Genomic DNA, 20,974 nt, shown 5'->3' with positions numbered 1-20,974 from the left:
GCCTAGGCGGAACGTGACGGGTTCGCGCCGCCGGGTGCCGGGCCTGTGGACAACGGGCCGCCCCGGCGGCCGAGGCGCCGCCCTGTGGACAACTCGCCCCTGGTCACGGCCGCTTTCGCCGGACCGGGTGCCGCCGGCCCGTGGACAGCGTGACAGGCGCCTCGGGCTGATGTGGACAACCCGGCCCCGATCCCCGGCGGCCTGCCATGCTTCGAGCCGCGAGAAAGGGGGTCAGAGATGATCCGAGGAAGCGGCGGCCCAGGCGGTGGAGGTCGCGACCGTGGCAGGCACCGCCGGGCGCAGCGCCCGCACGCTCTGCCGGGCCATCACGGTCGGCGGGCGAAGCACCGGCTGTGCTCCATGTGCCCGCAGGAACCCCTCGACGGCCTGCGGCCAGCCGAACAGTTCGGCCCGGGCCCGCGCGGCGGCGCGGCGGATCGGCTCGGGACGCTCCATGAGCTGGCGTACGCCCTCCGCGAACGCCTCCGGAGTCCCGGGCACGGCCATGCCCGCCTCCCCCACGACCTCGGGGAGCGCGCTGGCGGCGTTCACGACGACCGGCGTGCCGCAGGCCAGAGCCTCCAGGGCGGCCAGCCCGAAGGTCTCCACCGGGCCCGGCGCGACGGCCACGTCCGCGGTGGCGAGCAGGGCCGCGACGGCGTCCCGGTCGGTGATGTGGCCGGCGAAACGGACCGGCAGGCGGGCCGAGCGGTAGGCGAGGGCGGCCCGGCGTGCACCGTCGCCGGCCATGACGAGCACGGCGGGAGCCTTCGCGGCCCGCAGCGCGCCGATCGTGTCGACGGCCAGCTCCGGGCGCTTGTCCGCGGAGAGGCGGCTGCAGTAGACGACGAGGAGCTCGTCGGGGCGGGCGTATTGCTCCCGCAGGGCCGCGTCCCGGCGGCTGGGATGGAACTGGCGCAGGTTGACCCCGAGCGGGATCTCCACGAGGTTCGGCACGCCCAGCCGGCGGAACTCGGCCGCCGCGAAGGCCGTGGTGCAGACGATCTGGTCGAAGGTCTCCGCCGTCCGCCGGTTCAGCCGGTCGGCGAGCGAGTCCCGGTGCGGCATGCCCCAGACGCCGAGCAGGCCGGCCAGGCTCTCGTGGGACACCATCATCGAGCCGACCCCACGCTCGCGCGCCCAGCGGCCCGTCCAGCGCAGCGTGGACCGGTCGGAGACCTCGATGCGATCGGGCCCGAGCTGGTCCAGCAGCCGGGTCAGTTCCCGGCGGCCGGCGAGCACGCGATAGCCGCCCGTCCGAGGGAGGTGGTGGCCCGGCAGCGTGATCACGCGGCCCTGCTCGGTCATCTCGTCGGAACGCTCACGCCCCGGCACGATGAGGATCGGCTCGTGACCCGCCCTCAGATAGCCCTCGCCGAGGTGGCGCAGCGCGGTCCGCAGACCGCCGGAACGAGGTGAGACGAAGTTCGCCAGCCGGACGATGCGCAGTCCGCGCCCGCCCCTCGATCGACCGGTCATGCCCGGCCTGCTGGGCATGACCTCCTGGCCCTCACCGATACGGCCGTTGCCCGCGGACGGAAAGCGCAGTTCGGTGCGGTCGGTCATGCAGGGCCTTCCAAGGTCACAATCGATTCCGATGGTGCGCTCGTGCCGTCCCCTCGGCAAGCTCAGAGATCGTAGCGGGCACCCGGGCGGACCACCTCAACCGGACCCGCGTACGCGGCGCAGGCGGCCTCCACAGTAGAGGCCTCCGAACCCCAGGCGGGAACCAGATGGGTGAGCAGCAGGCGGCCGACGTCGGCCTTGGTGGCGGCCTCGCCCGCCTCGCGGCCGGTGAGGTGCAGGTCGGGCGGGTTGACCACGCCGTCGAGGTAGCTGGCCTCGCACAGGAAGAGGTCGGCACCCTGCGCCAGGCGCAGCAGCGGTTCGCAGGGCGCGGTGTCCGACGAGTACGCCAGGACGTGGCCGTCGTGCTCCACGCGGACGCCGTACGTCTCGATCGGATGGTTGACCCGGTCCGCGGTGACCGTGAACGGACCGATGGGGAATGTGCCGGGCTGCAACCCGTAGAACGTGTACACGTCGTCGACCGGCTCGTTCTCCGCGCTGTACGCGGCGGAGATGCGCTCGGCGGCACCCAGGGGCGCGTAGACCGGCAGCGGGGGCATCGGGCCGCCAGGGGCGTAACGGCGGACCACCACGTACGTGCAGGCGTCGAGCATGTGATCGCAGTGGAGGTGGGTCAGGAGGATCGCGTCGACGGCGTCGATGCCCGCGTACCGCTGGAGTGCGGACAGGGAGCCGGAGCCGAAGTCGATCAGCAGCCGGAAGCCGTCGGCCTCGACGAGATAGGCGGAACAGGCCGACTCGGGGCCGGGGAAACTGCCGGCACAGCCGAGAACGGTCAGTCGCATGCGGGTTCCTCTGGTTCACGCTCGGTCGTCCACGTTCCCACCGCCCGCCCCTCGGCTGGGAATGCAGACCAGTCAATCACGCTGCGCAGCCTACGCCGGGACCAGCGCGTCACGTAAACGTCTGATCGATTTGTCGCTAAATCGACAACGTATGTCACACCCGCCGTGAGCTGGGTCATTTTCGGTCGCGTTACGCCTCGTGAGTCGCGCCCGTTGCACAGGGTGAAGGGACGACACCGGGCAAATCGGAGGGGCGAAAGTGACGACGACCGAGGTGCAGGAACAGGCCCGTACACGGGAGGTAACGGCGCCGGAGGTCGTGCCGTTCGGCTGGGAACCCACCGGCCCCGCGGGTACGGAGCTCAGCGACGAGGAGGTCCTGTTCCGCTTCCCGGCCGCCGACGACCCGGCCCCGGGCGCCCGCCGCCTGCTCGGCATGTCGATCTACGCGGCGCTGCTGGGCCTCACCGGGGTCGGCATCGGCATCCGCGGGCTGGTGTCGCAGATCGGCGGCGGGGCGCCCGGCTGGTACACGTGGGTGCTGGCATTCCTCGGCATGGTGAGCGTGGCGCTGTCAGTGGGCGCTTTCCTGTCGATCCACCGGCGGGTACTGCCGTGGTTGTTGCTGCTGGGCGCGGCCGTGCCGCTGGCAGCGGACGTGATGCTCGCCGTCGCCTACTGAGCTTTAAAGGGTCGCCCTCCGAGCCCTGAGGAGAATGGCCGGCATCGCGGTCGAGGCGGCGGTCCGAGCACTCCGCCGATGGTCCCGACAGCAGCTGACGATCCGAGCAGGCGGCCGCAGACGGATCCGAGCAGATGGGCCGCCGCCAACAGCGGGACAGACCGCCGCCGACAACCGGCGAGTGCCAACGGTCCGGGCACCTCGCCCGCATGCTGACGGCCCGCGTGCCAGCCTGCCCTACGGCCCAGGCTGGCGATTGCCGAGCGGGCTCAACCGGGCGCGCAGGCTGGTGACGGGTCCGGGCGGCTCAGCCGCCGCCCGGTGACCCGTCAGGCCCAGAGTTGCCCCTCCAGCGCGTCCTCGGCATCCGCCAAGGTTCCGCCGTACGCGCCGGTCGACAGGTACTTCCAGCCGCCGTCGCACACTACGAATGCCACGTCTGCGCGCTTGCCTGCCTTGACCGCCTCGTGGGCCACCGCCAGCGCCGCGTGCAGGATCGCGCCCGTGGAGAAGCCGGCGAAGATGCCTTCCACCTCGACGAGCTGGCGGGTGCGGAGGACGGCGTCGCGGGTGCCTACTGAGAAGCGGCGGTTCAGGACCGTCGCGTCGTAGAGCTCCGGGACGTAGCCCTCGTCGATGTTGCGGAGGCCGTACACCAGTTCGCCGTAGCGGGGTTCCGCCGCGACGATCTGGATGCCCTCCACCTTTTCGCGCAGGTAGCGACCCGTGCCCATGAGCGTGCCCGTGGTGCCCAGGCCCGCCACGAAATGGGTGATCGTGGGCAGGTCGTGCAGCAGCTCGGGGCCCGTCGTCTCGTAGTGGGCGCGGGCGTTGCCGGGGTTGCCGTACTGGAAGAGCATGACCCAGTCCGGGTGCTCCGACGCGATCTGCTTCGCCGTCGCGACGGCCTGGTTGGAGCCGCCCGCCGCCGGCGAGAAGATGATCTCGGCGCCGTACATGCGGAGCAGCTGGACGCGTTCCGCGGAGACGTTCTCCGGCATCACGCAGACCAGCCGGTAGCCGCGCAGCTTCGCGACCATGGCCAGGGAGATGCCGGTGTTGCCGCTGGTCGGCTCGAGGATGGTGTCGCCGGGGCGGAGGCGGCCGGACTCCTCCGCCTCACGCACCATGAACAGCGCCGGGCGGTCCTTGATGCTGCCCGTCGGGTTGCGGTCCTCGAGTTTGGCCCAGAGCCGCACCGGCGGCGCCCCCTCGGGCACCGTCGGTGACAGCCGGGGCAGGCCGACGAGCGGCGTGCCCCCGCACGCGTCCAGAAGGCTCTCGTAGCGAGCCACCGGGTTACTCGCCTTCAGTCGTGCCAGGGGCGGTGGCGGGGTGGTTGGACGGGCGCCCGAGCAGGGCGGCCGCCGCGGCGAAGCCGAGGGCGCCACCGGCCACGGCCGGGAGGATGGTGACGGAGTCGCCGTCGCTGACCTTGGCGTCGAGCGCGCCGAGGAAGCGGACGTCCTCGTCGTTCACGTAGATGTTGACGAACCGGTGCAGGCCACCCTCGGGGGTGATGAGCCGGCCCTTGAGGCCCGAGTGCTTGGCGTCCAGGTCGTCGATCAGGCCGGACAGCGTGTCGCCGGAGCCCTCGACGACCTTCGCGCCGCCGGTGTAGCTGCGCAGGATGGTCGGGACGCGAACTTCGATAGCCATGACTGTCATGCTCCTAGAAAGAGTGTGCCGAGAGACGTTCGGGGGCAGGTCGGAAGTGACGCTCAGCGACACTCGTAGTAGACCGACGCGGGGCTCTGCCCGAACATGTACGACTGGACGGCGTGCCCGTCCGCACTCATACTCACGCGTCCACCGTCGCATCCACGATGTTGACCTCTTCCTCGGTCACCACACCGTCCACGATACGGAACGATCGGATTTCCTCGGAGTCCGGCTCACGGGTCGAGACGAGCAGATAGTGCGCGCCCGGCTCACCGGCGAACGAGATGTCCGTGCGAGACGGATAAGCCTCGGTCGCGGTGTGCGAGTGGTAGATGACGACCGGTTCCTCATCGTTGTCGTCCATCTCGCGCCAGACCCGCAGCTGCTCCATCGAGTCGAACTCGTAGAACGTCATCGACCGCGCCGCGTTGTCCATGGCGATGTGGCGCGTCGGCAGGTCGCTGCCGATCGGCCCGGCGACCACGCCGCAGGCCTCGTCGGGGTGGTCCCGGCGGGCGTGGGCGACGATCGCTTCGACGATCGCGCTGTCGATGGTCAGCACGTCGTTCACATTACCGTGACGCGGGCGTACGGCGGGCGTGGCAGTCCTCACGCACGTTCGGCTGGCGTATCCGGTACCGCGGCGGGTAGTCCCGGGGACATGAAGCAGCGAACAATCGGAGACACCCAGGTCAGCGCCATCGGGCTCGGCGGCATGCCGATGTCGATCGAGGGGCGCCCCGACACCGACCGGTCGATCCGCACCATCCACGCCGCCCTGGACGCCGGCGTGACGCTGATCGACACCGCGGACGCGTACCACCTGCACGCCGACGAGGTGGGCCACAACGAGTCCCTGATCGCCCAGGCCCTGGCGAGTTACGGCGGGGACACGTCCGGCGTGCTGGTCGCCACCAAGGGCGGCCACCTGCGGCCCGGCGACGGCTCGTGGACCCAGAACGGCTCCCCCGCGTACCTGCGGGAGGCGGCCGAGGCGTCGCTCAAGCGCCTCGGCGTCGAGGCCATCGGGCTCTACCAGTTCCACCGCCCGGACCCGAACGTCCCGTACGCGGAGTCCGTCGGCGCCATCCGCGACCTGCTCGACGAGGGCAAGATCCGGATGGCCGGCATCTCGAACGCCGACGTCCAGCAGATCCGGCAGGCCCAGGAGATCCTCGGCGGCCGGCTGGTCTCGGTGCAGAACCAGTTCTCGCCGGCGTTCCGGTCGTCGGAGCCGGAGCTGCGGCTCTGTGACGAGCTGGGGATCGCCTTCCTGCCCTGGTCGCCGCTGGGCGGCATCACCCGGGCGAGCGAGCTGGGCGAGCGCTTCGGCGCGTTCGGCCGGGTGGCCGAGGCGCACGGGGTGAGCCCGCAGCGCGTGACGCTCGCGTGGATGCTGGCGAAGAGCCCGGTGGTCATCCCCATTCCGGGTGCGAGCCGGCCGGAATCGATCAAGGACTCCGCGCAGGCGCCGGAGCTGGTGCTCGACGACAGCGAGCTCGCCGAGCTGGACGCCGCCGGCAACTGAGCGGCAATGGGCAAGCGTTGATCGGGGGCGCCGGGAAACCGGCGCCCTCAGCGTTCCTCGATCTCCGGGAGCGCGTTGAGCAGCGATTCCTGCAGGTAGCCGAGGTACGCGTACACCGAGAGCTGGAAGACCCGGCTCGAGCCCGGGTCGTGGATGACGGCCTCGTCGAGCTCGTCGCCGAGGTCGGTGTCCGCCTTGATGTCCAGCCGGGTCGCCATGGCCAGCCGGGCGTCGTTGATCGCGCGCAGCCAGGCCTCGGCCTCCTCGCCGTCGAGGCGCACCTCGCCCGGGCCGTCGTCCGGCAGCGCCGCGAGGATCGCGCCCGCCTGGTCGATCTTGCCCGTCTTCAGGTCGCCCTCGGTGTAGAGGCGGAACTCGGCGGAGTCGTCGGGCCGGTCGGGGTAGATGTCCGGGAACAGCCGCGTCACGACGGGGTCGGTGTGGTCGAAGCCGTCCATGAGCAGCCCGACGACCTCGCCGGCCACCTTGCGCAGTACCCGTACCTCGTCCACGGCGAACGTGGCCACACATTGGTTGCCGTTGCGCCGGAACATCAGTCGATCACCCGCCCAGTATCGATCTGAAGCTGACAATTCACGCGCGGTCCACCGTTGCCCACAGACCGTAGCCATGAAGCTGGGAAGCGTCCATCTCCATCCGCTCCCGGGCACCGGTCGACACCACGGCCTTGCCCTTGTTGTGGACGTCGAGCATGAGCTCCTCAGCCTTGTCGCGGCTGTACCCGAAGAGCTTCTGGAAGACCCATGTCACGTACGACATGAGGTTGACGGGATCGTCCCAGACGATCGTCACCCACGGCCGGTCATCAGCCGGTACCTCCTCGATCTGCGGCGTCTCGACAGGAGCGACCTGAGGCATCGCCATGCCCCCCATCGTGCCACGCCGATCGGGGCACGGGACGGGCCGCCGAGGGAAGACGCGGTCACGAACCCGCGTCGAACGTCGTGGAAGCGCTGAAGTCACGCCGATCCACCGCCTGCGAAAAGGGCTTCGGGAACGGCCGGCAGGCGCCCGGGCCCGCCCCGCCAGGCAGGGCCCGGGCACGTCGCGCCGGCACCGCCGAACCGTAATCGGCGGTGCGGGTGCCATAACAGGTGTCTGATTACTCACCGTTTCGTATGCGGATACTCATTCCCAGAGGAGGTACAGGCGGTGATTCGACGATGACGCATCTCGATATGCTGGCCGAGTGGAGCACTGGGATTTCGTCGGGCGCGCCGCCGAGTTGTCCCGCCTCCAGACGGTCGCCACCAGCGAAACCGAGCGCGGACTGATTCTCAGCGGCGTGGCCGGCATCGGCAAGAGCCGTTTGCTGCGGGAGGCGGTGAGCGCACTTCCGGCCGACAGATGGGCGGTATTCCGGGCGTCGGCCAACATCGCGAGTTCCGGATTGCCGTTCGGCGGCCTCGCGCAGATCCTGCCCGCGGATCCGCCGGCGAGCCTGTCCCCCGCGGGGTTGATCCGCTGGGCCGTGGACAGCCTGCGCGCCGCGGCGGACGGCCGGCCTCTCGTGCTGGCCGTCGACGACATCCACCTGCTCGACGCGCCCTCCGCCGCCCTGGCCCACCTGCTCGTCCGCGAGGAGGCGACGCTGCTCGGCACCCTGCGCACCTCCGAGCCGGTGCCGCCGCCGATCAGCGCATTGTGGACCGAGGGGCTGGTCAGCCATGCCGAGCTCGCCCCGCTGTCGCTCGAGGAGTCCCGCGCCCTGCTCGCCACGCTGGTCGGCAGCCCGGTCGAGGCCGGCTCCGCGCAGCGCCTCGGCCGGCTGGGCGGCGGCAACCCCCTGTTGCTCCGGGAGCTGGTGATGGCCGCGCTCAGCGGCGGCGAGCTGGTCCAGGCGTACGGTTTCTGGCGCTGGACCGGCCGCCTCAGGCTGGCGCCCAGCCTCGCCGAGCTCGTCGACGCCCGCATCGGACGCCTCACCGGCGGGGTGCGCGACGTGCTGGAGCTGGTCTCGTTCGGCGAGCCGATCGGGTTGCCGCTGCTGCTGCGCGTGGCCGACCCGGCCTCCGTCGAGGAGGCCGAGGAGCGCGGGCTGATCCGGGTCGTCGAGGACGAGCGGCGCCGCAACGTACGGCTCGGCCATCCGCTGTACGGAGAGGTGGTGCGCCGCCGCTGCCCGGTGACCCGGGCGCGCCGGCTGCTCGCCACGCTGGCCGACCTGGTGGAGAACGTGGGCGCGCGGCGTCGCGACGACCTGCTCCGGGTGGCGGTCTGGCGGCTCGACTCCGGTACGGCCCAGGACAGCGGCCTGCTGTTCGGGGCGGCGACCCAGGCGTTCGGCAAGTTCGACATGGTGCTCGCCCGCCGGCTCGCCGCGGCCGCCCGGGACGCGGGTGCCGGCTACCCGGCCATCGAGCTGCTGGCCACGGTCCTGCTCTTCCTCGACGAGCCGCAGCAGGCCCTCGCCGTTCTCGACGAGGCGCCGGAGCGGGACGCCCGCTACATCGCCGCGCGGGCGACGGTCGAGTTCTTCGGGCTCGGTGATTCCCGGGCGGCCGACACGCTGGCCGCCGTCGAGCTGACCGACCCCACCGACATCGCCCGGGTGCGCTCGCTCGAGTCGTTCATCCGCCTGCAGCTCAACCACCTGCCGCGGGCCCGCGCGCTCACGGCGGCGGTGGCCGCGGAGCCGGCCGCCGCGCCGCCCGCGAAAGCGCTGGCCCAATGCGTGACCGCGTTCCTGACGGCGGCCACCGGCGATTTCGACCGCGGCCGGAAGCTGCTGACCGTGCTCGAGGCGGAGACCCGGTCCTGGCGGCGGGACACCCCGACGCTGCAGTTCGCCTTCCAGATGACCGAGGGCACGCTGGTGAGCGTCGCCCAGGATCTGCCCGGCATCGACCGCATCCTGGCCGCCGAGTTCGCCGACCTGGCGCAGGCCGGCGGCTTCGGCTTCGGGTCGGGCTGGGTCTCCCTGCTGCAGTCGTCGGCGAACTGGCTCCGGGGGCGCACGGACGAGGCATTGCGCGCGGTGGAACAGGCCTGCGCTGCGCTGTCCGCGGCACGCCTCTACGACGGCAGCGCCCACTACGCGCGCGCGAAGGTCGCGGCGCTGCGCGGGGACGTCGCCCTGGCCATGGCCTCCCTGGAGATCGCCGAGGGCGCCGGCGAGGGCATCCTCGCGCTGTACTACCCGTGGCGTGAGCAGGCGCTCGGCTGGACCCACGCGTGCGCGGGCGAGCTGACTGCCGCCGTACGCGTGTTGTCGGATGCCGTCGCACGCACCCGGGCCGACGGCTTCCACGCCCACGAGATGCTCCTGCTGTACGACCTGGTCCGGTTCGGGCGCGCTGACCTCGCCGCCGAGCGCATGACCGCGCTCGGCGAGCAGGTCGGGGGCCGGGCCACGCCCCTGTTCGTCCGGCACGCCCGCGCCGGCGCCGACGGGGAGGAGCTCTTCGCGGTCGCCCGGGAGTTCGCGGTGCTCGGCTATCAGCTGTACGCCGCGGAGGCCGCCGCGGGCGCCGTACGGATCTTCCGCACCGCCCGGGACACGCGCGCGCTGGCGGCCAGCACGCTCCTCGCCGACGTCCTGGCGCGCTGCGACGTGCTGCGTACCCCCGCCCTGCGCGCGGTCCAGCCGTCGCTGACCGTACGCGAAAGGCAGGTTGCGGAGCTCGCGGCCGGCGGCGTCCGCAGCCGTGAGATCGCCGACCGGCTCTTCCTGTCCCCACGGACCGTGGAGAACCACCTACAGCGCGTCTACACGAAGCTCGGGGTCAACGGCAGGAACGAGCTAGCTCCGGCGCTGCGGCTCCTGCCGCAATAGGGTGGTCCGCGTGACTGACTGCACCGAGTTCCGCCCGCGCCTCGCCGGCCGTGGCCGAGGAGGCGAGCTGTGAACCGCTTCGCGCCCGCCCTGCTGACCGACCACTACGAGCTGACGATGGTCAGCGCCGCCCTCAAGGACGGCACCGCCGAGCGTCGCAGCGTCTTCGAGGTCTTCGCCCGCCGGCTGCCCTCCGGCCGCCGCTACGGCGTCGCCGCCGGCCAGGGACGGCTCGTCGAGATGATCCGCGACTTCTGCTTCACGGACGAGGACGTGGCCTTCCTGCGAAAGGCGGGCATCGTCGACGAGACCACAGCCGCCTGGCTCGCGGACTACCGGTTCACGGGCGACATCGACGGGTACGCCGAGGGCGAGCTGTTCTTCCCCGGCTCGCCGATCCTGACGGTGTCCGGCAGCTTCGCGGAGTGCGTGGTGCTCGAGACGCTGATCCTGTCGGTGCTCAACCACGACAGCGCCATCGCCTCGGCGGCCGCCCGGATGGTCACCGCCGCCCGGGGCCGGCCGATCATCGAGATGGGCTCCCGCCGTACCCATGAGGAGAGTGCCGTGGCCGCGGCGCGCGCGGCGTACCTCGCGGGTTTCGCGTCCACGTCCAACCTGGCGGCGGGCGGTCGCTACGGCATACCGACCACGGGTACGTCCGCGCACGCGTTCACGCTGCTCCACGACGACGAGACGGCCGCGTTCGCCTCCCAGGTGGCGGCGCTGGGCAAGAACACGACGCTGCTCGTGGACACGTACGACATCGCGCAGGGCATCCGCAACGCGATCGCGGTGGCAGGTCCGGATCTGCGCGCCGTACGCATCGACTCGGGCGACCTGTCGGTGCTGGCGCAGCACTCCCGCGAGCTGCTCGACTCGCTCGGCGCCACGGAAACGAAGATCGTCGTCTCCGGCGACATGGACGAGTACGCCATCGCCACGCTCGCCGCCGAACCGGTCGACATGTACGGCGCCGGCACCGCAGTGGTCACCGGGTCGGGCGCACCGACGGCCGGCCTGGTCTACAAGCTGGTCGAGGTCGAGGGCCGCCCGGTGGTCAAGCGCTCGGAGAACAAAGCCACGGTGGGCGGCCGCAAGACGGCGATCCGCCGCCACAAGCCGACGGGTACGGCCACCGAGGAGATCGTCGTCTCCCAGGGCGTGCCCGACCACGAGGCCAACGACCGGCTGCTGCAGCGCTCGTTCGTGGCCGGCGGCGAGATCGCGGAACTCCCGACGCTGCAGGAGTCCCGGGACCACCTCCGGCAGTGCCTGATCTCGATCCCGTGGGAGGGCCTGAAGCTGTCGGCCGGCGACCCCGCGATCCCGGTCACGGTCGTCGCCACCAGCTGAACTTCTCTCCGCCACCGCTGAGCTTCTCTGTGAAACCGGAGGTCTTCGTGACTCGAGCTTTGATCATCGTCGACGTGCAGAACGACTTCTGCGAGGGCGGCTCCCTGGCCGTACAGGGCGGCGCGGGCGTGGCCTCGGCCATCTCGTCGGCGCTGGCCGACACCGACCCGGCCCGCCGCTGGGACCACGTCGTGGCGACGAAGGACTACCACGTCGACCCGGGGGCGCACTTCAGCGCACACCCGGACTTCGTCGACTCCTGGCCGGCCCACTGCGTGGTCGGCACGCCCGGCTCCGAATTCCACCCGTCGCTCGCCACCGACCGGGTCGAGGCCGTGTTCCACAAGGGCGAGCACGCGGCGGCGTACTCGGGCTTCGAGGGGCACACCGATGCCGGCGAGCACCTCGCGGACTGGCTGCGCGCCCGCGATGTCAGCGAGGTGGACGTGGTGGGAATCGCGACCGACCACTGCGTCCGGGCCACGGCGCTGGACGCGCGGAAGGCCGGCTTCAAGACGACGGTGCTGCTGGGCATGACGGCCGGGGTGGCGGAGGCGACCACCGAGGCGGCACTGCGTCAGTTCGACGAGGCCGCGGTCACCACGATGGGAACGCCGATCGTTCTCGCCGGCTGACCGGGGGTTGCGGTGCCGGCCCGCGGCCCGCTCCGGCTGAACGGCGGTGCGGGCCGGCCAACGGCAGCCTGAGCGGCGGTCCGGGCCGTCGGCGCGGGTCCCAGCCGGTCGGCACGGGCCCAGCCGGTCGGCGCGGGCCCAGCCGGTCGGGGCGGGCCCAGCCGGTCGGCACGGGCCCAGCCGGTCGGCGCGGGCCCAGCCGGTCGGCACGGGCCTGGGCTGCGGCCCGCATCGCCGCATGGGCCCGGGCCGGCCGGCGCGGGCCCATGCGGCGATGCGGGCCGGGGGGCGCGGGCCTGGGCGGCGATGCGGGCCGGGCGGCGCGGGAACCAGCGGCGGGCCGGGCGGCGGTTGCGTCCGGCGGCGGGCTCAGCGTGTTGGGGCCGGGGCGTCCTCGGTCGGGAAGTCCACGGCCGGCCCGGCAACGCCGCTCTCCCAGGCGGCGACCCCGGTGGGCCGCGTGCGTTCCTCTTCGTCGGCGGTGGCCTTTGCGGCTGTGTCGCGCGCCGCCTCGGCCTCGGCGGCTCGGCGGCGGCGTAGTTCGATCGGGGCGACCAGCAGGGCGACCAGCACGCCCACGCCGCCGACCGCCACGAAGCCCCATGCCGGTGACAGCGTGTCCATCACCACGCCGGCCAGTGGGGCGCCCAGCGCGACCCCCACGGTCAGCGACGAGTTGTGCCAGCCCATCGCCTCGCCACGCGCCGCGGCCGGGGTGAGGCGGCTCACCGCGTCGGCCGTGGCCGTGATCGTCGGTGCGCACAGGGCGCCCGCCGGCAGCAGGAGCAGGCCGAGCAGCCACCAGTGCGAGCCGCCCAGTCCGACCGGGATCGTCAGCAGCGCCATGGGGGCCAGCAGGAACAAGGGCGGCAGACCCTGACGGACCATCCCGTACGTGAAGCCGCCCAGCAACGAGTAGGCGGCCCACATGGCGAGCACCACGCCGGTCCACTTGACCTCGCCGGAATGCTGCAGCACCGCGACGACGGCGACGTCCGTACCGCTGAGGACCAGCGTGGCGGCGCTGGTGATGGCCAGCACGGCGATCAGGCGCGGCCGCAGCCAGGTGCTGCGGGGCACCCGGTGGCCGGCGGAGATCGGGGCCTCGTCGTGGCCACGGATCGGCGGGTCGAGCAGGTAGAGCCCGACGCCGGACAGCAGGATGCCGGCGCCGACGACGAGCATCGCGACCCGGGCGCCTGCGGTCGTGGAGATGAGCACGCCGAGCGCGGGCCCCGCCATGAACGACAGCTCCGTGGTGATGGAGTCGAGGGCGAAGGCCGGCAGCCGGTGCGACTCGGGGGCGAGCGCGGCGATCGACTGCCGGGCCACCGCGAACGCGGGCAGCGTCAGGAAACCGCCGATCAGCGCGGCGACGAGCAGCGCCCAGTACGGGACCCCCTGCGCAGCCGTCCAGAAGGCCACCTCCGCGACGGTGGTGAGCACGAGGACGGGCCGCAGCCCCCTGCGGTCGGTGATCCGGCCCATCATCGGCGCGCCGAGCGAGGCGGCGACGGTGAAGGCGGCCCCCACCAGCCCCGCGGCGCCGTACCCGAGACCGAGGTCCTGGGTGACGTGCAGCGTGAGCGTGACGCTGCCGGCGGTGATGGGGATACGGGCCAGCGTCGCCACGATCAGCAGCGACTTGATCCCGCGCAGGGCGAGCGTCTCCCGGTAAGGCGTGAGTGTCATTGCGGTCCTAACCTCCGCCGGACAGTCTCCGCCTGGGGTACGACAATTCCCACGCATTTGACGGAGCTCACGCCGGGCCACCCTGCATGACCAGGTCGGATGCCCGTGTGCGCAACGGCCCGCACCGGGCCGCCCAGCGGCAGGGCCGACCACGCGGCCGGGCGGCGGGGCCGCAGGGCGCGGCGCTGAGCACGGCGACGTACGGCGCCGCGCACGGCAAGGCACGGCGAGGCGCGGCGCACGGCAAGGCGCGGCGCACGGCACGGCGCGGCGCACGGCACGGCGCGGCGCACGGCACGGCCGGAGCGGGGTCGTCAGAGGGAGCGAAGGCGGGTAGGCGGCCGGGCGGGGGTGCGCGACCGGACGAAGGCAGCCACGCGGTGGCCGAACAGCGGGGCGGCCAGGCAGGCCGGCGGCGGCGCGGACCGCGTGGGCGGCGGTGGCCGGCCCACCGGGGCGTACGAAAGAACCCGCCCCGGTGGGTGGGCCACCGGGGCGGGTTCTCCGTACCGCGTGAGCGTCAGCTGTGACGGTCGCTGAGGTCTTCCTTGTAGGTCGCGCCGCCGTCGGACTCGCTGGTCAGCGGGCGGGCGCCGCCTTCCGGGGGGCCGGCGATCGACTGCTCGCCTGCCGCGAGCTCCGGGAACTTCGCGTCGAAGGCCGGGCGCTCGGAGCGGATGCGGGGCATGCGGTCGAAGTTGCGCAGCGGCGGCGGGGAGGACGTCGCCCATTCCAGCGAGTTGCCGTGGCCCCAGGGGTCGTCGACCGTGACCAGCTCGCCGACCTTGTACGACTTCCACACGTTGTAGATGAACGGCAGGGTGGACGCGCCGAGCACGAAGGCGCCGAGCGTCGAGATCATGTTGAGCGTGGTGAACCCGTCCGTGGGCAGGTAGTCGGCGTAGCGGCGGGGCATGCCCTCGGCGCCGAGCCAGTGCTGCACCAGGAACGTGGTGTGGAAACCGACGAACGTCAGCCAGAAGTGAATCTTGCCGAGGCGCTCGTCGAGCATCCGGCCGAACATCTTCGGGAACCAGAAGTAGATGCCGGAGAACACCGCGAACACGATCGTGCCGAACAGCACGTAGTGGAAGTGCGCGACGACGAAGTACGAGTCCGAGACGTGGAAGTCGATCGGCGGCGAGGCCAGCAGCACGCCGGTGAGGCCGCCGAAGAGGAACGTCACCAGGAAGCCGATGGCGAACAGCATCGGTGTCTCGAAGCTGATCTGCCCGCGCCACATCGTGCCGATCCAGACGAAGAACTTCATGCCGGTCGGTACCGCGATGAGGAAGCTCAGGAAGCTGAAGAACGGCAGCAGCACCTGGCCGGTGACGAACATGTGGTGCGCCCACACGCTCATCGAGAGCGCCGCGATCAGCAGCGTCGCGCCGACCAGGCCCTTGTAGCCGAAGACCGGCTTGCGGCTGAACACCGGGATGACCTCGGTGATGATGCCGAAGAACGGCAGCGCGATGATGTAGACCTCGGGGTGACCGAAGAACCAGAAGAGGTGCTGCCAGAGCATCGGGCCGCCGGTGGCGACGTCGAAGACGTGGGCGCCCAGGATGCGGTCGGCGGCGAGCGCGAACAGCGCGGCGGCCAGGAACGGGAAGACCATGATCACCAGGAGGCTGGTGACCAGGATGTTCCACGTCATGATCGGCATCCGGAACATCGTCATGCCGGGCGCGCGCAGCGTGATGATCGTCGTGATGATGTTGACGCCACCGAGGATGGTGCCGAGACCCGAGAGCGCCAGGCCGACCACCCACATGTTTCCGCCGACGCCCGGCGAGTGCAGGGAGTCGCTGAGCGGCGTGTACGCGAACCAGCCGAAGTCGGCCGCCCCACCGGGGGTCAGGAACCCGGCGATGGTGATCGTGCCGCCGAACAGGTACAGCCAGTACGCGAAGGAGTTGAGCCGCGGGAACGACACGTCCGGGGCGCCGATCTGGATGGGCACCACGAAGTTGGCGAACGCGAACACGATCGGCGTCGCGAAGAACAGCAGCATGATCGTGCCGTGCATGGTGAACAGCTGGTTGTACTGCTCCGGCGACAGGTACTGCATGCCCGGGCGGGCGAGTTCGCCGCGCATCAGCAGGGCCATCAACCCGCCGAGGATGTAGAACACGAAGGCCGTGATCATGTACATGATCCCGATCTGCTTCGCGTCCGTCGTCCGCAGGATCCGCGCGATGGCCGAACCCTTGACCTGCTGCCTGACCGGCCAGGGCCTGGTCACGATCGGCTTAGGCGCGACGGTCGTCACGGATAGCCTCCGGTGTCTCGTTTCGTCCCACTGCGTACGCCCGCGTGAAAGGCGTACCTCGCAGGCAGAATAGTCCCCCGCCGACCCTCGCCGGGCGCGGGGTGACCAAAGACCACCCCGGTCTCAGAAGGGCTCGACCAGCCCGCGGTACTGACCGGTGAAGATCTGCTGGCCCCGCTCCCGCAGCATAGGGTCGCGCTCGCCGGGCGGCACGTCGCGGGTCCGGTCGCACTCACGGGTGTGCTCGCGGACCTGGTCGCAGCGGCCCCGCCGGCGCTGCTCGTACGCGCTCAGCGCCGCCGGCACGTCGCCGCCGCCGGCCTTGAGCACCTCGCCGAGCACGACGGCGTCCTCCAGCGCCATGGCCGCACCCTGGGCGAGGCTGGGCGCGGTGGCGTGGGCCGCGTCACCGACCAGCAGCACCGGCCCCGTCGACCAGTTGTCGATCATGACCTCGTCCGTCCTCGCGACCTGGACCTTCTCGATCGCGTCGAGGATCGCCGGCACGCACCCGCCGAAGTCGGCGAACAGCTCGCGCAGGCGGGCCCGGGGGTCCGCGGGGTTGGCCGCGGAGGGCTCGACGGTCTCGTCGGCGTAGCAGTACAGCCGCCGGCCGCCCATCGGCATGGCCACGAACTGCGAACGGCGCCCGAGCAGCGCCGTCCAGTCGCTGAGCGGCGGCCCGCCGCTGACCACGCTGCGGTAGACGATCTGGCCCGTCGGGGTCGCCGCACCGCCCAGCCCGGCCCGGGCACGCACCGTGGAGCGCCGCCCGTCCGCGCCGACCACGAGGTCGTACTCGGCGACGGCGCCGTCGCTGAACTCGACCTTGGCCGCGCCGTCGACGATCGCGAGGTCCCGGACGGCGATGTCGTAACGCACCTCACCGCCGACCCCGGTCAGCAGCACCTGTTGCAGGTCGGCGCGGGACAGCGCCCGCGACTCCCCGACCCCGGCCCAGAGCGCCGCGACGTCCATCTCGAACAGTTCGTGGCCGGCGCTGTCCTGGAAGACCTGCCGGAAGATGAGGTCGCCGAGCGGGCGCAGCGGGGCGTCGAGGCCCAGCTGGCGCATCGCCCGGGAGGCGTTGCCGGGCAGGTAGATGCCGGCGCCCGGGAGCATCGTGGCGGGCAGTTCCTCCACCACGTCGGGGCGGAAACCCGCGACCCGGAGGCCTCGGGCGGCGGCGAGACCGCTGATGCCGGCGCCTACGACAAGGATGCGCAAGGTCATCGCAGCACCGCCTCCGAGGGGTGTTCGATACGCGTCGGAGCCAAGACACTACCGGCCGCCACCGAACCACGAAACCCGCGGTCATGATCACGTCCGTTTTGTTCGAGACGGACATTCCGAAGTGTCCGCAGCCTTGCTCGCCCCGGGCGAGGCCAGCAAGGTGGCGGGAGGGCAGCCCATTCGGGCTCCTCAACGGACCAGCCTGGTCAGCGGCACGCCGGCCAGCGCCTTCACGTCCCGCGCGAGGTGGGCCTGGTCGGCATACCCGGCGGCGACGGAGACATCGGCGAACGGGCGGCCACCCCGGGCCATCGCCACGGCGCGCTGCATCCGCATGATCTTGACCAGCGTCTTCGCGCCGTACCCGAAGGCGGCCGTGCACCGCCGGTGCAGGTGTCGCGGGCTGAGGCCGCAGGAATCGGCGATCGCGCCGACGGAGACGCCGGTCCGCGCGGCCTCGGCCAGGGCGACCATCGCCCGGTCCGGCCGGTGCCAGCGGCGCCGCGTGAAGGCCTCGAGCGCGGCGAGCGGATCGTCGGCCTCGGCGAGCCGGCGCGTCTCGGCGGGGCCGAAGAGCGCGTCGAACGGGACCCGGCGGTCGGTCAGCTCGTCGGCGGGGACCCCCAGCACGGACGGGCCGGCTCCGTCGGCGAAGCGGACCGCGAAGAGCCTGCTGCCCGGCGGCGACGAGACCACCTGCGCCGTCGTGTCCGGTCCGGCCACGAAGACCCGGCCGTCCTGCCAGATCACGTCGAGGCAGCCGTCCGGCAGGATGCGCGCCGGCGGGCAGCCGGACGGCACGATGCTGCGCCACGCGATCACGTGGGGCACGGTCGATGGCCATTCCGCGTACATGGGTCGACCGTGCCACGGGGGTACGACATTCCAGCGAATGACAGCGATGTAGTTCCGACGGACAATCGGGGTATGACCGACCAGCTCGCCGAGTACCGGCGCAAGCGCGACGCGCGGCGCACGCCGGAGCCCGTACCGCGCAGCCGGCCCCGGCCGACCGGCCGGAGCAGGTTCGTCATCCAGCAGCACCACGCCCGCAGCCTGCACTGGGACGTACGCCTGGAACGCGACGGCGTGCTCGTGTCGTTCGCGGTGCCGCGTGGCCTCCCCCGCGACCAGGCCCGCAACTACCTGGCCAAACACACCGAGGACCACCCGCTGGAATACCTCGACTTCGCCGGCGACATCCCGGAGGGCGAGTACGGCGGCGGCCGCATGACCATCCACGACCGCGGCACATACGAGGCGGACAAGTGGCGCGACGATGAGATAGGTGTCACGTTCCACGGCGACCGGACCTCGGGCCGCTACGTGTTCTTCCAGACCGGCGGCCGCGACTGGATGGTGCGGCGCATGGACCCGCCGGAGCCCGGCTGGGAAAGCATGCCCGAGACCGTCGAACCCATGCTCGCGACCAGGGCCGCCGGCCTGCCGCCGCACGACGAGGACTGGGGGTACGAGCTGAGCTGGGCCGGCCGCCGCACCATCGCGTACGTCTCGGGCGGACGCGTACGCCTCACCGACCCGGCAGGCGACGACGTGACCTCGTGGTATCCGGAGCTGCGGCCGCTCGGGGCGGCCCTCGCGCCGCTGGAAACGGTGCTGGACGGCGAGATCGTGGCGTTCGACGGCTCGACCGTCTCCCCGGAGCTGCTGGAACGCCGCAAGGACCCGCGCGACGCGGCGGCGGCCCGGCGGGCGGCGGAGCGGACCCCGGTGCAGTTCCTGGCGTACGACCTGCTGTGGCTGGAGGGCCACTCGACGGTGGAGCTCATGCGCTACTCGGAGCGCCGGGAGCTGCTGGAGGGGCTGGGCGTGACCGGCGGCAACTGGCAGACGCCGCCGTACTTCCCGGGCGGCGGCACGTTCGCGCTGGAGACGGCGGCGGCGCAGGGGCTGGACGGGATCGTCGCGAAGCGGCTGGACTCGCCGTACCTGCCGGGGCGGCGCAGCCGGCTCTGGTTGTTGATCGACGCGGGATAGACAGCGGCCGCCGGCACGCCGGCGGCCCGCTGAGGTGTCAGGCGACGAAGCGGATGCGGCGGCGCCGTGCGGTCAGCATGCCCGCTCCGCCGATCAGCAGGATCAGGCCCGCGCCCCCGGCCGCGCCGGCCGGAGGGCCGGTCACCGGGAGGCCGCCGCCCGCGCCACCGCCGGAGCCGGTGCCGGTGGGGTTCAGAACGATCGCGGTCTTGTTGTTGGTCTTGTTGGTGTCCTTGGTGAACTGCGAGCAGTCGCACGGGCCGTTGACCACGACCGCCCCCTTGGCATGGGGGACCACCCTGGTGATGCGGAGCTTGAATTCGTACGTCTCCGTGCCGCCGACCGGCAGGAACGCGCTGCCGCTGCACAGGTAGCGGGAGCCCTGGTCGTTGCTGCACGCCTCCGGGGCCGCGAGGAGCATCGTGCCGGCCGGGAGGGTGACGGCGACGTGGGAGATCGACTCACCGGACCGGTTGAAGTCGATCGTGGCGGGACCGGCGTTGCGAACACCCACCTCGGCGGTGACCTCGTCACCCACCGCACCGGTCAGCCGATCGCCGATCGCGACCAGGTCCGCGCCGTTGGTGCCGGTGGCCCGCACCTCCACGGTGCTCCAGTTGTTGCCGGGGTCGGTGTCGGCTTGACGCTCGGCGGCAGCGGTCGTCCCCTGCAGCCGCAGAACACCACCGCTGCCCGGGGCGCCGAGCGTCTGGCCGTTCTTCTGCAGCAGGTCCTCGAAGTCGTCGAGCTCGGCCGGCGTGAGCCACTGCAGCTGGTTGACCGAGACCCCGGGCGCGTACGTATCAGCCCGAAGTTTGTACGGCATCGCCCCACGCAACGTCCCACCCGGCTGCAGCGACTGGTCGAAGACACACGACGTGACCTCCCCGTCGCGGTAGCGGCAGTTGCTGAATTGCGTGGTGCCCTTGAACGCGTAGTCGTGGTTGAAGATCACGGCCGTACCGTCCGCGACCGTCGGGCCGGCGTTCCGCACCACCAACGGCAGGTCGAAGGAGGCGCCCGGCCGCTTGTGCAGCGTGACGTCCGGCCCCGCGGCGAGGTCGACACCCTCGACGACGCGGACGGCGGCCTGCTGCGTGATCGGCTCGATGCCGTCGGCCTCGAACGTCACCGTGATCGCCCCGGCGGTGCCGGCAACGGCGCTCTCGCCCGCGGTCAGCGCCGCGGTGAACGAGCCGGTGGTGCCGTCCGGGCCGATGAAGAACTCGGAGTCGCTGGAGCACAGCAGCTGGGTGGGGCTCGCGTTCTGGCAGTCCCCGTCACTGTTGGACACGGACACGCCGTCCAGGCCGCTGAGCGTGTACGTCAGCCGGGGTTGCTGCAGAACCACGTCCTGATCTGCGTACCAGGACGGCATCAGCAGCACGGACGTCCCGCCCAGGGGCACCGACGTGTCCGGGACGACCATGGTGAGGCTCGCGTCGGCTCGGGCGAGAACCGGCGCTGCGGCGGCGGGCGTGGTGAGAGCAGCCGCGGAAACTGCGGCGACCGCCAGCGCGGCGAATCCGGCCAGAGCACGCCGGATAGAGACAGATGACATGAACTGGTCCTTCCCCCGTGATGAAGCAGGGCCGCACTGTAAACCCGCGAAAAGATCGTTATCGACCCCGTTCTTCCTGCCTGTGGAGGAAGCGATTCGTCGGACCAATGCGGCGATAGTGCTTCAGGTCGGCCCGGGCCGCCCGATCAGGAGGTTTGCCCGTCCCCGCAGCGGAAAGGTC

The 20,974-nt window shown here is 71.9% G+C and carries 17 protein-coding genes and 1 pseudogene; 6 read left to right on the top strand and 12 right to left on the bottom strand.

The genetic code is table 11. From position 1 onward, the window contains the following. Nucleotides 1-231: 231 nt before the first annotated feature. Both IT780_RS30745 and IT780_RS30740 read right to left on the bottom strand, forming a co-directional pair. Entirely contained in the window at nt 232-1,566 is a 1,335-nt protein-coding gene (locus tag IT780_RS30745) for a glycosyltransferase (RefSeq protein WP_504739625.1), read from the bottom strand. A gap of 62 nt (nt 1,567-1,628) precedes the next feature. Next, nucleotides 1,629-2,375, bottom strand: a complete 747-nt coding sequence (locus IT780_RS30740; protein ID WP_199515316.1) for an MBL fold metallo-hydrolase — start codon at nt 2,373-2,375, stop codon at nt 1,629-1,631. Nucleotides 2,376-2,634: 259 nt separating this feature from the next. On the opposite strand from IT780_RS30740, the gene IT780_RS30735 reads away from it, so the two are divergent. Then, complete coding sequence (locus tag IT780_RS30735; protein WP_199515315.1) at nt 2,635-3,057, top strand: hypothetical protein; 423 nt, start codon at nt 2,635-2,637, stop codon at nt 3,055-3,057. 329 nt (nt 3,058-3,386) lie between these two features. Here the strand turns inward: IT780_RS30735 and IT780_RS30730 are convergent, their stop codons facing one another. The 3 genes and pseudogenes from IT780_RS30730 to IT780_RS30720 all read right to left on the bottom strand — a co-directional run bounded on the left by IT780_RS30730 (nt 3,387) and on the right by IT780_RS30720 (nt 5,281). Continuing rightward, nucleotides 3,387-4,352 (bottom strand): PLP-dependent cysteine synthase family protein, encoded by a 966-nt coding sequence (locus tag IT780_RS30730; protein ID WP_199515314.1) that lies wholly within the window; start codon nt 4,350-4,352, stop codon nt 3,387-3,389. A 4-nt stretch (nt 4,353-4,356) separates the two neighbouring features. Then, entirely contained in the window at nt 4,357-4,716 is a 360-nt protein-coding gene (locus IT780_RS30725; protein ID WP_199515313.1) for a MoaD/ThiS family protein, read from the bottom strand. A gap of 62 nt (nt 4,717-4,778) precedes the next feature. Then, nucleotides 4,779-5,281, bottom strand: a pseudogene (locus IT780_RS30720) (M67 family metallopeptidase). 99 nt (nt 5,282-5,380) lie between these two features. On the opposite strand from IT780_RS30720, the gene IT780_RS30715 reads away from it, so the two are divergent. After that, complete coding sequence (locus IT780_RS30715) at nt 5,381-6,247, top strand: aldo/keto reductase (RefSeq protein ID WP_199515311.1); 867 nt, start codon at nt 5,381-5,383, stop codon at nt 6,245-6,247. Between the two features lie 47 nt (nt 6,248-6,294). On the opposite strand, the gene IT780_RS30710 is transcribed toward IT780_RS30715, so the two are convergent. Continuing rightward, the gene (locus IT780_RS30710) at nt 6,295-6,801 is read right to left on the bottom strand and encodes a DUF2017 domain-containing protein (RefSeq protein ID WP_199515310.1); all 507 of its coding nucleotides are present in this window, start codon (nt 6,799-6,801) and stop codon (nt 6,295-6,297) included. A gap of 40 nt (nt 6,802-6,841) precedes the next feature. Further along, entirely contained in the window at nt 6,842-7,132 is a 291-nt protein-coding gene (gene clpS / locus IT780_RS30705; protein WP_199515309.1) for an ATP-dependent Clp protease adapter ClpS, read from the bottom strand. 325 nt (nt 7,133-7,457) lie between these two features. Between clpS and IT780_RS43275 the strand changes: the two genes are divergently transcribed. The 3 genes from IT780_RS43275 (at nt 7,458) to IT780_RS30690 (ending at nt 12,034) form a co-directional block, all read left to right on the top strand. After that, on the top strand, nt 7,458-10,043 hold the full coding sequence (locus IT780_RS43275; protein ID WP_199515308.1) for a LuxR family transcriptional regulator: 2,586 nt from the start codon (nt 7,458-7,460) through the stop codon (nt 10,041-10,043). Nucleotides 10,044-10,112: 69 nt separating this feature from the next. Next, nucleotides 10,113-11,399, top strand: coding sequence for a nicotinate phosphoribosyltransferase (locus tag IT780_RS30695; RefSeq protein WP_199515307.1), 1,287 nt, complete (start codon nt 10,113-10,115; stop codon nt 11,397-11,399). 47 nt (nt 11,400-11,446) lie between these two features. Next, nucleotides 11,447-12,034 (top strand): isochorismatase family protein, encoded by a 588-nt coding sequence (locus tag IT780_RS30690; protein WP_199515306.1) that lies wholly within the window; start codon nt 11,447-11,449, stop codon nt 12,032-12,034. A gap of 369 nt (nt 12,035-12,403) precedes the next feature. On the opposite strand, the gene IT780_RS30685 is transcribed toward IT780_RS30690, so the two are convergent. The 4 genes from IT780_RS30685 to IT780_RS30670 all read right to left on the bottom strand — a co-directional run bounded on the left by IT780_RS30685 (nt 12,404) and on the right by IT780_RS30670 (nt 18,089). Then, nucleotides 12,404-13,726 (bottom strand): MFS transporter, encoded by a 1,323-nt coding sequence (locus IT780_RS30685; protein ID WP_199515305.1) that lies wholly within the window; start codon nt 13,724-13,726, stop codon nt 12,404-12,406. 520 nt (nt 13,727-14,246) lie between these two features. After that, nucleotides 14,247-16,001: an aa3-type cytochrome oxidase subunit I gene (gene ctaD / locus IT780_RS30680; RefSeq protein WP_199515304.1), complete on the bottom strand. Its 1,755-nt coding sequence runs from the start codon at nt 15,999-16,001 to the stop codon at nt 14,247-14,249. A gap of 123 nt (nt 16,002-16,124) precedes the next feature. Beyond that, nucleotides 16,125-17,234, bottom strand: coding sequence for an FAD-dependent monooxygenase (locus tag IT780_RS30675; RefSeq protein ID WP_199515303.1), 1,110 nt, complete (start codon nt 17,232-17,234; stop codon nt 16,125-16,127). 189 nt (nt 17,235-17,423) lie between these two features. Next, a complete protein-coding gene (locus IT780_RS30670) occupies nt 17,424-18,089 on the bottom strand; it encodes a helix-turn-helix domain-containing protein (protein ID WP_199515302.1) in 666 nt (221 codons plus the stop codon). A gap of 72 nt (nt 18,090-18,161) precedes the next feature. Here IT780_RS30670 and IT780_RS30665 point away from each other — a divergent pair, with 72 nt between their 5' ends. Next, nucleotides 18,162-19,232, top strand: a complete 1,071-nt coding sequence (locus tag IT780_RS30665) for a DNA polymerase ligase N-terminal domain-containing protein (protein ID WP_199515301.1) — start codon at nt 18,162-18,164, stop codon at nt 19,230-19,232. Nucleotides 19,233-19,269: 37 nt separating this feature from the next. Here IT780_RS30665 and IT780_RS30660 read toward each other — a convergent pair whose 3' ends face one another. Continuing rightward, nucleotides 19,270-20,793: a hypothetical protein gene (locus tag IT780_RS30660; RefSeq protein ID WP_199515300.1), complete on the bottom strand. Its 1,524-nt coding sequence runs from the start codon at nt 20,791-20,793 to the stop codon at nt 19,270-19,272. Nucleotides 20,794-20,974 lie beyond the last annotated feature (181 nt).

This window comes from Nucisporomicrobium flavum (assembly GCF_016464385.1).
Lineage (GTDB): Bacteria > Actinomycetota > Actinomycetes > Mycobacteriales > Micromonosporaceae > Actinoplanes > Actinoplanes flavus_A.
The sequence above is the reverse complement of the archived record's forward strand: the minus strand, read 5'-3'. Positions and strand labels throughout refer to the sequence as shown.

Coding starts and splice junctions, on each gene's coding strand:
- IT780_RS30745 (WP_504739625.1), bottom strand. CDS start 1,566: ATGACCGACCGCACCGAACTGCGCTTTCCGTCCGCGGGCAACGGCCGT.
- IT780_RS30740 (WP_199515316.1), bottom strand. CDS start 2,375: ATGCGACTGACCGTTCTCGGCTGTGCCGGCAGTTTCCCCGGCCCCGAG.
- IT780_RS30725 (WP_199515313.1), bottom strand. CDS start 4,716: ATGGCTATCGAAGTTCGCGTCCCGACCATCCTGCGCAGCTACACCGGC.
- IT780_RS30715 (WP_199515311.1), top strand. CDS start 5,381: ATGAAGCAGCGAACAATCGGAGACACCCAGGTCAGCGCCATCGGGCTC.
- IT780_RS30710 (WP_199515310.1), bottom strand. CDS start 6,801: ATGTTCCGGCGCAACGGCAACCAATGTGTGGCCACGTTCGCCGTGGAC.
- clpS (WP_199515309.1), bottom strand. CDS start 7,132: ATGGCGATGCCTCAGGTCGCTCCTGTCGAGACGCCGCAGATCGAGGAG.
- IT780_RS30685 (WP_199515305.1), bottom strand. CDS start 13,726: ATGACACTCACGCCTTACCGGGAGACGCTCGCCCTGCGCGGGATCAAG.
- IT780_RS30675 (WP_199515303.1), bottom strand. CDS start 17,234: ATGACCTTGCGCATCCTTGTCGTAGGCGCCGGCATCAGCGGTCTCGCC.
- IT780_RS30670 (WP_199515302.1), bottom strand. CDS start 18,089: ATGTACGCGGAATGGCCATCGACCGTGCCCCACGTGATCGCGTGGCGC.
- IT780_RS30665 (WP_199515301.1), top strand. CDS start 18,162: ATGACCGACCAGCTCGCCGAGTACCGGCGCAAGCGCGACGCGCGGCGC.
- IT780_RS30660 (WP_199515300.1), bottom strand. CDS start 20,793: ATGTCATCTGTCTCTATCCGGCGTGCTCTGGCCGGATTCGCCGCGCTG.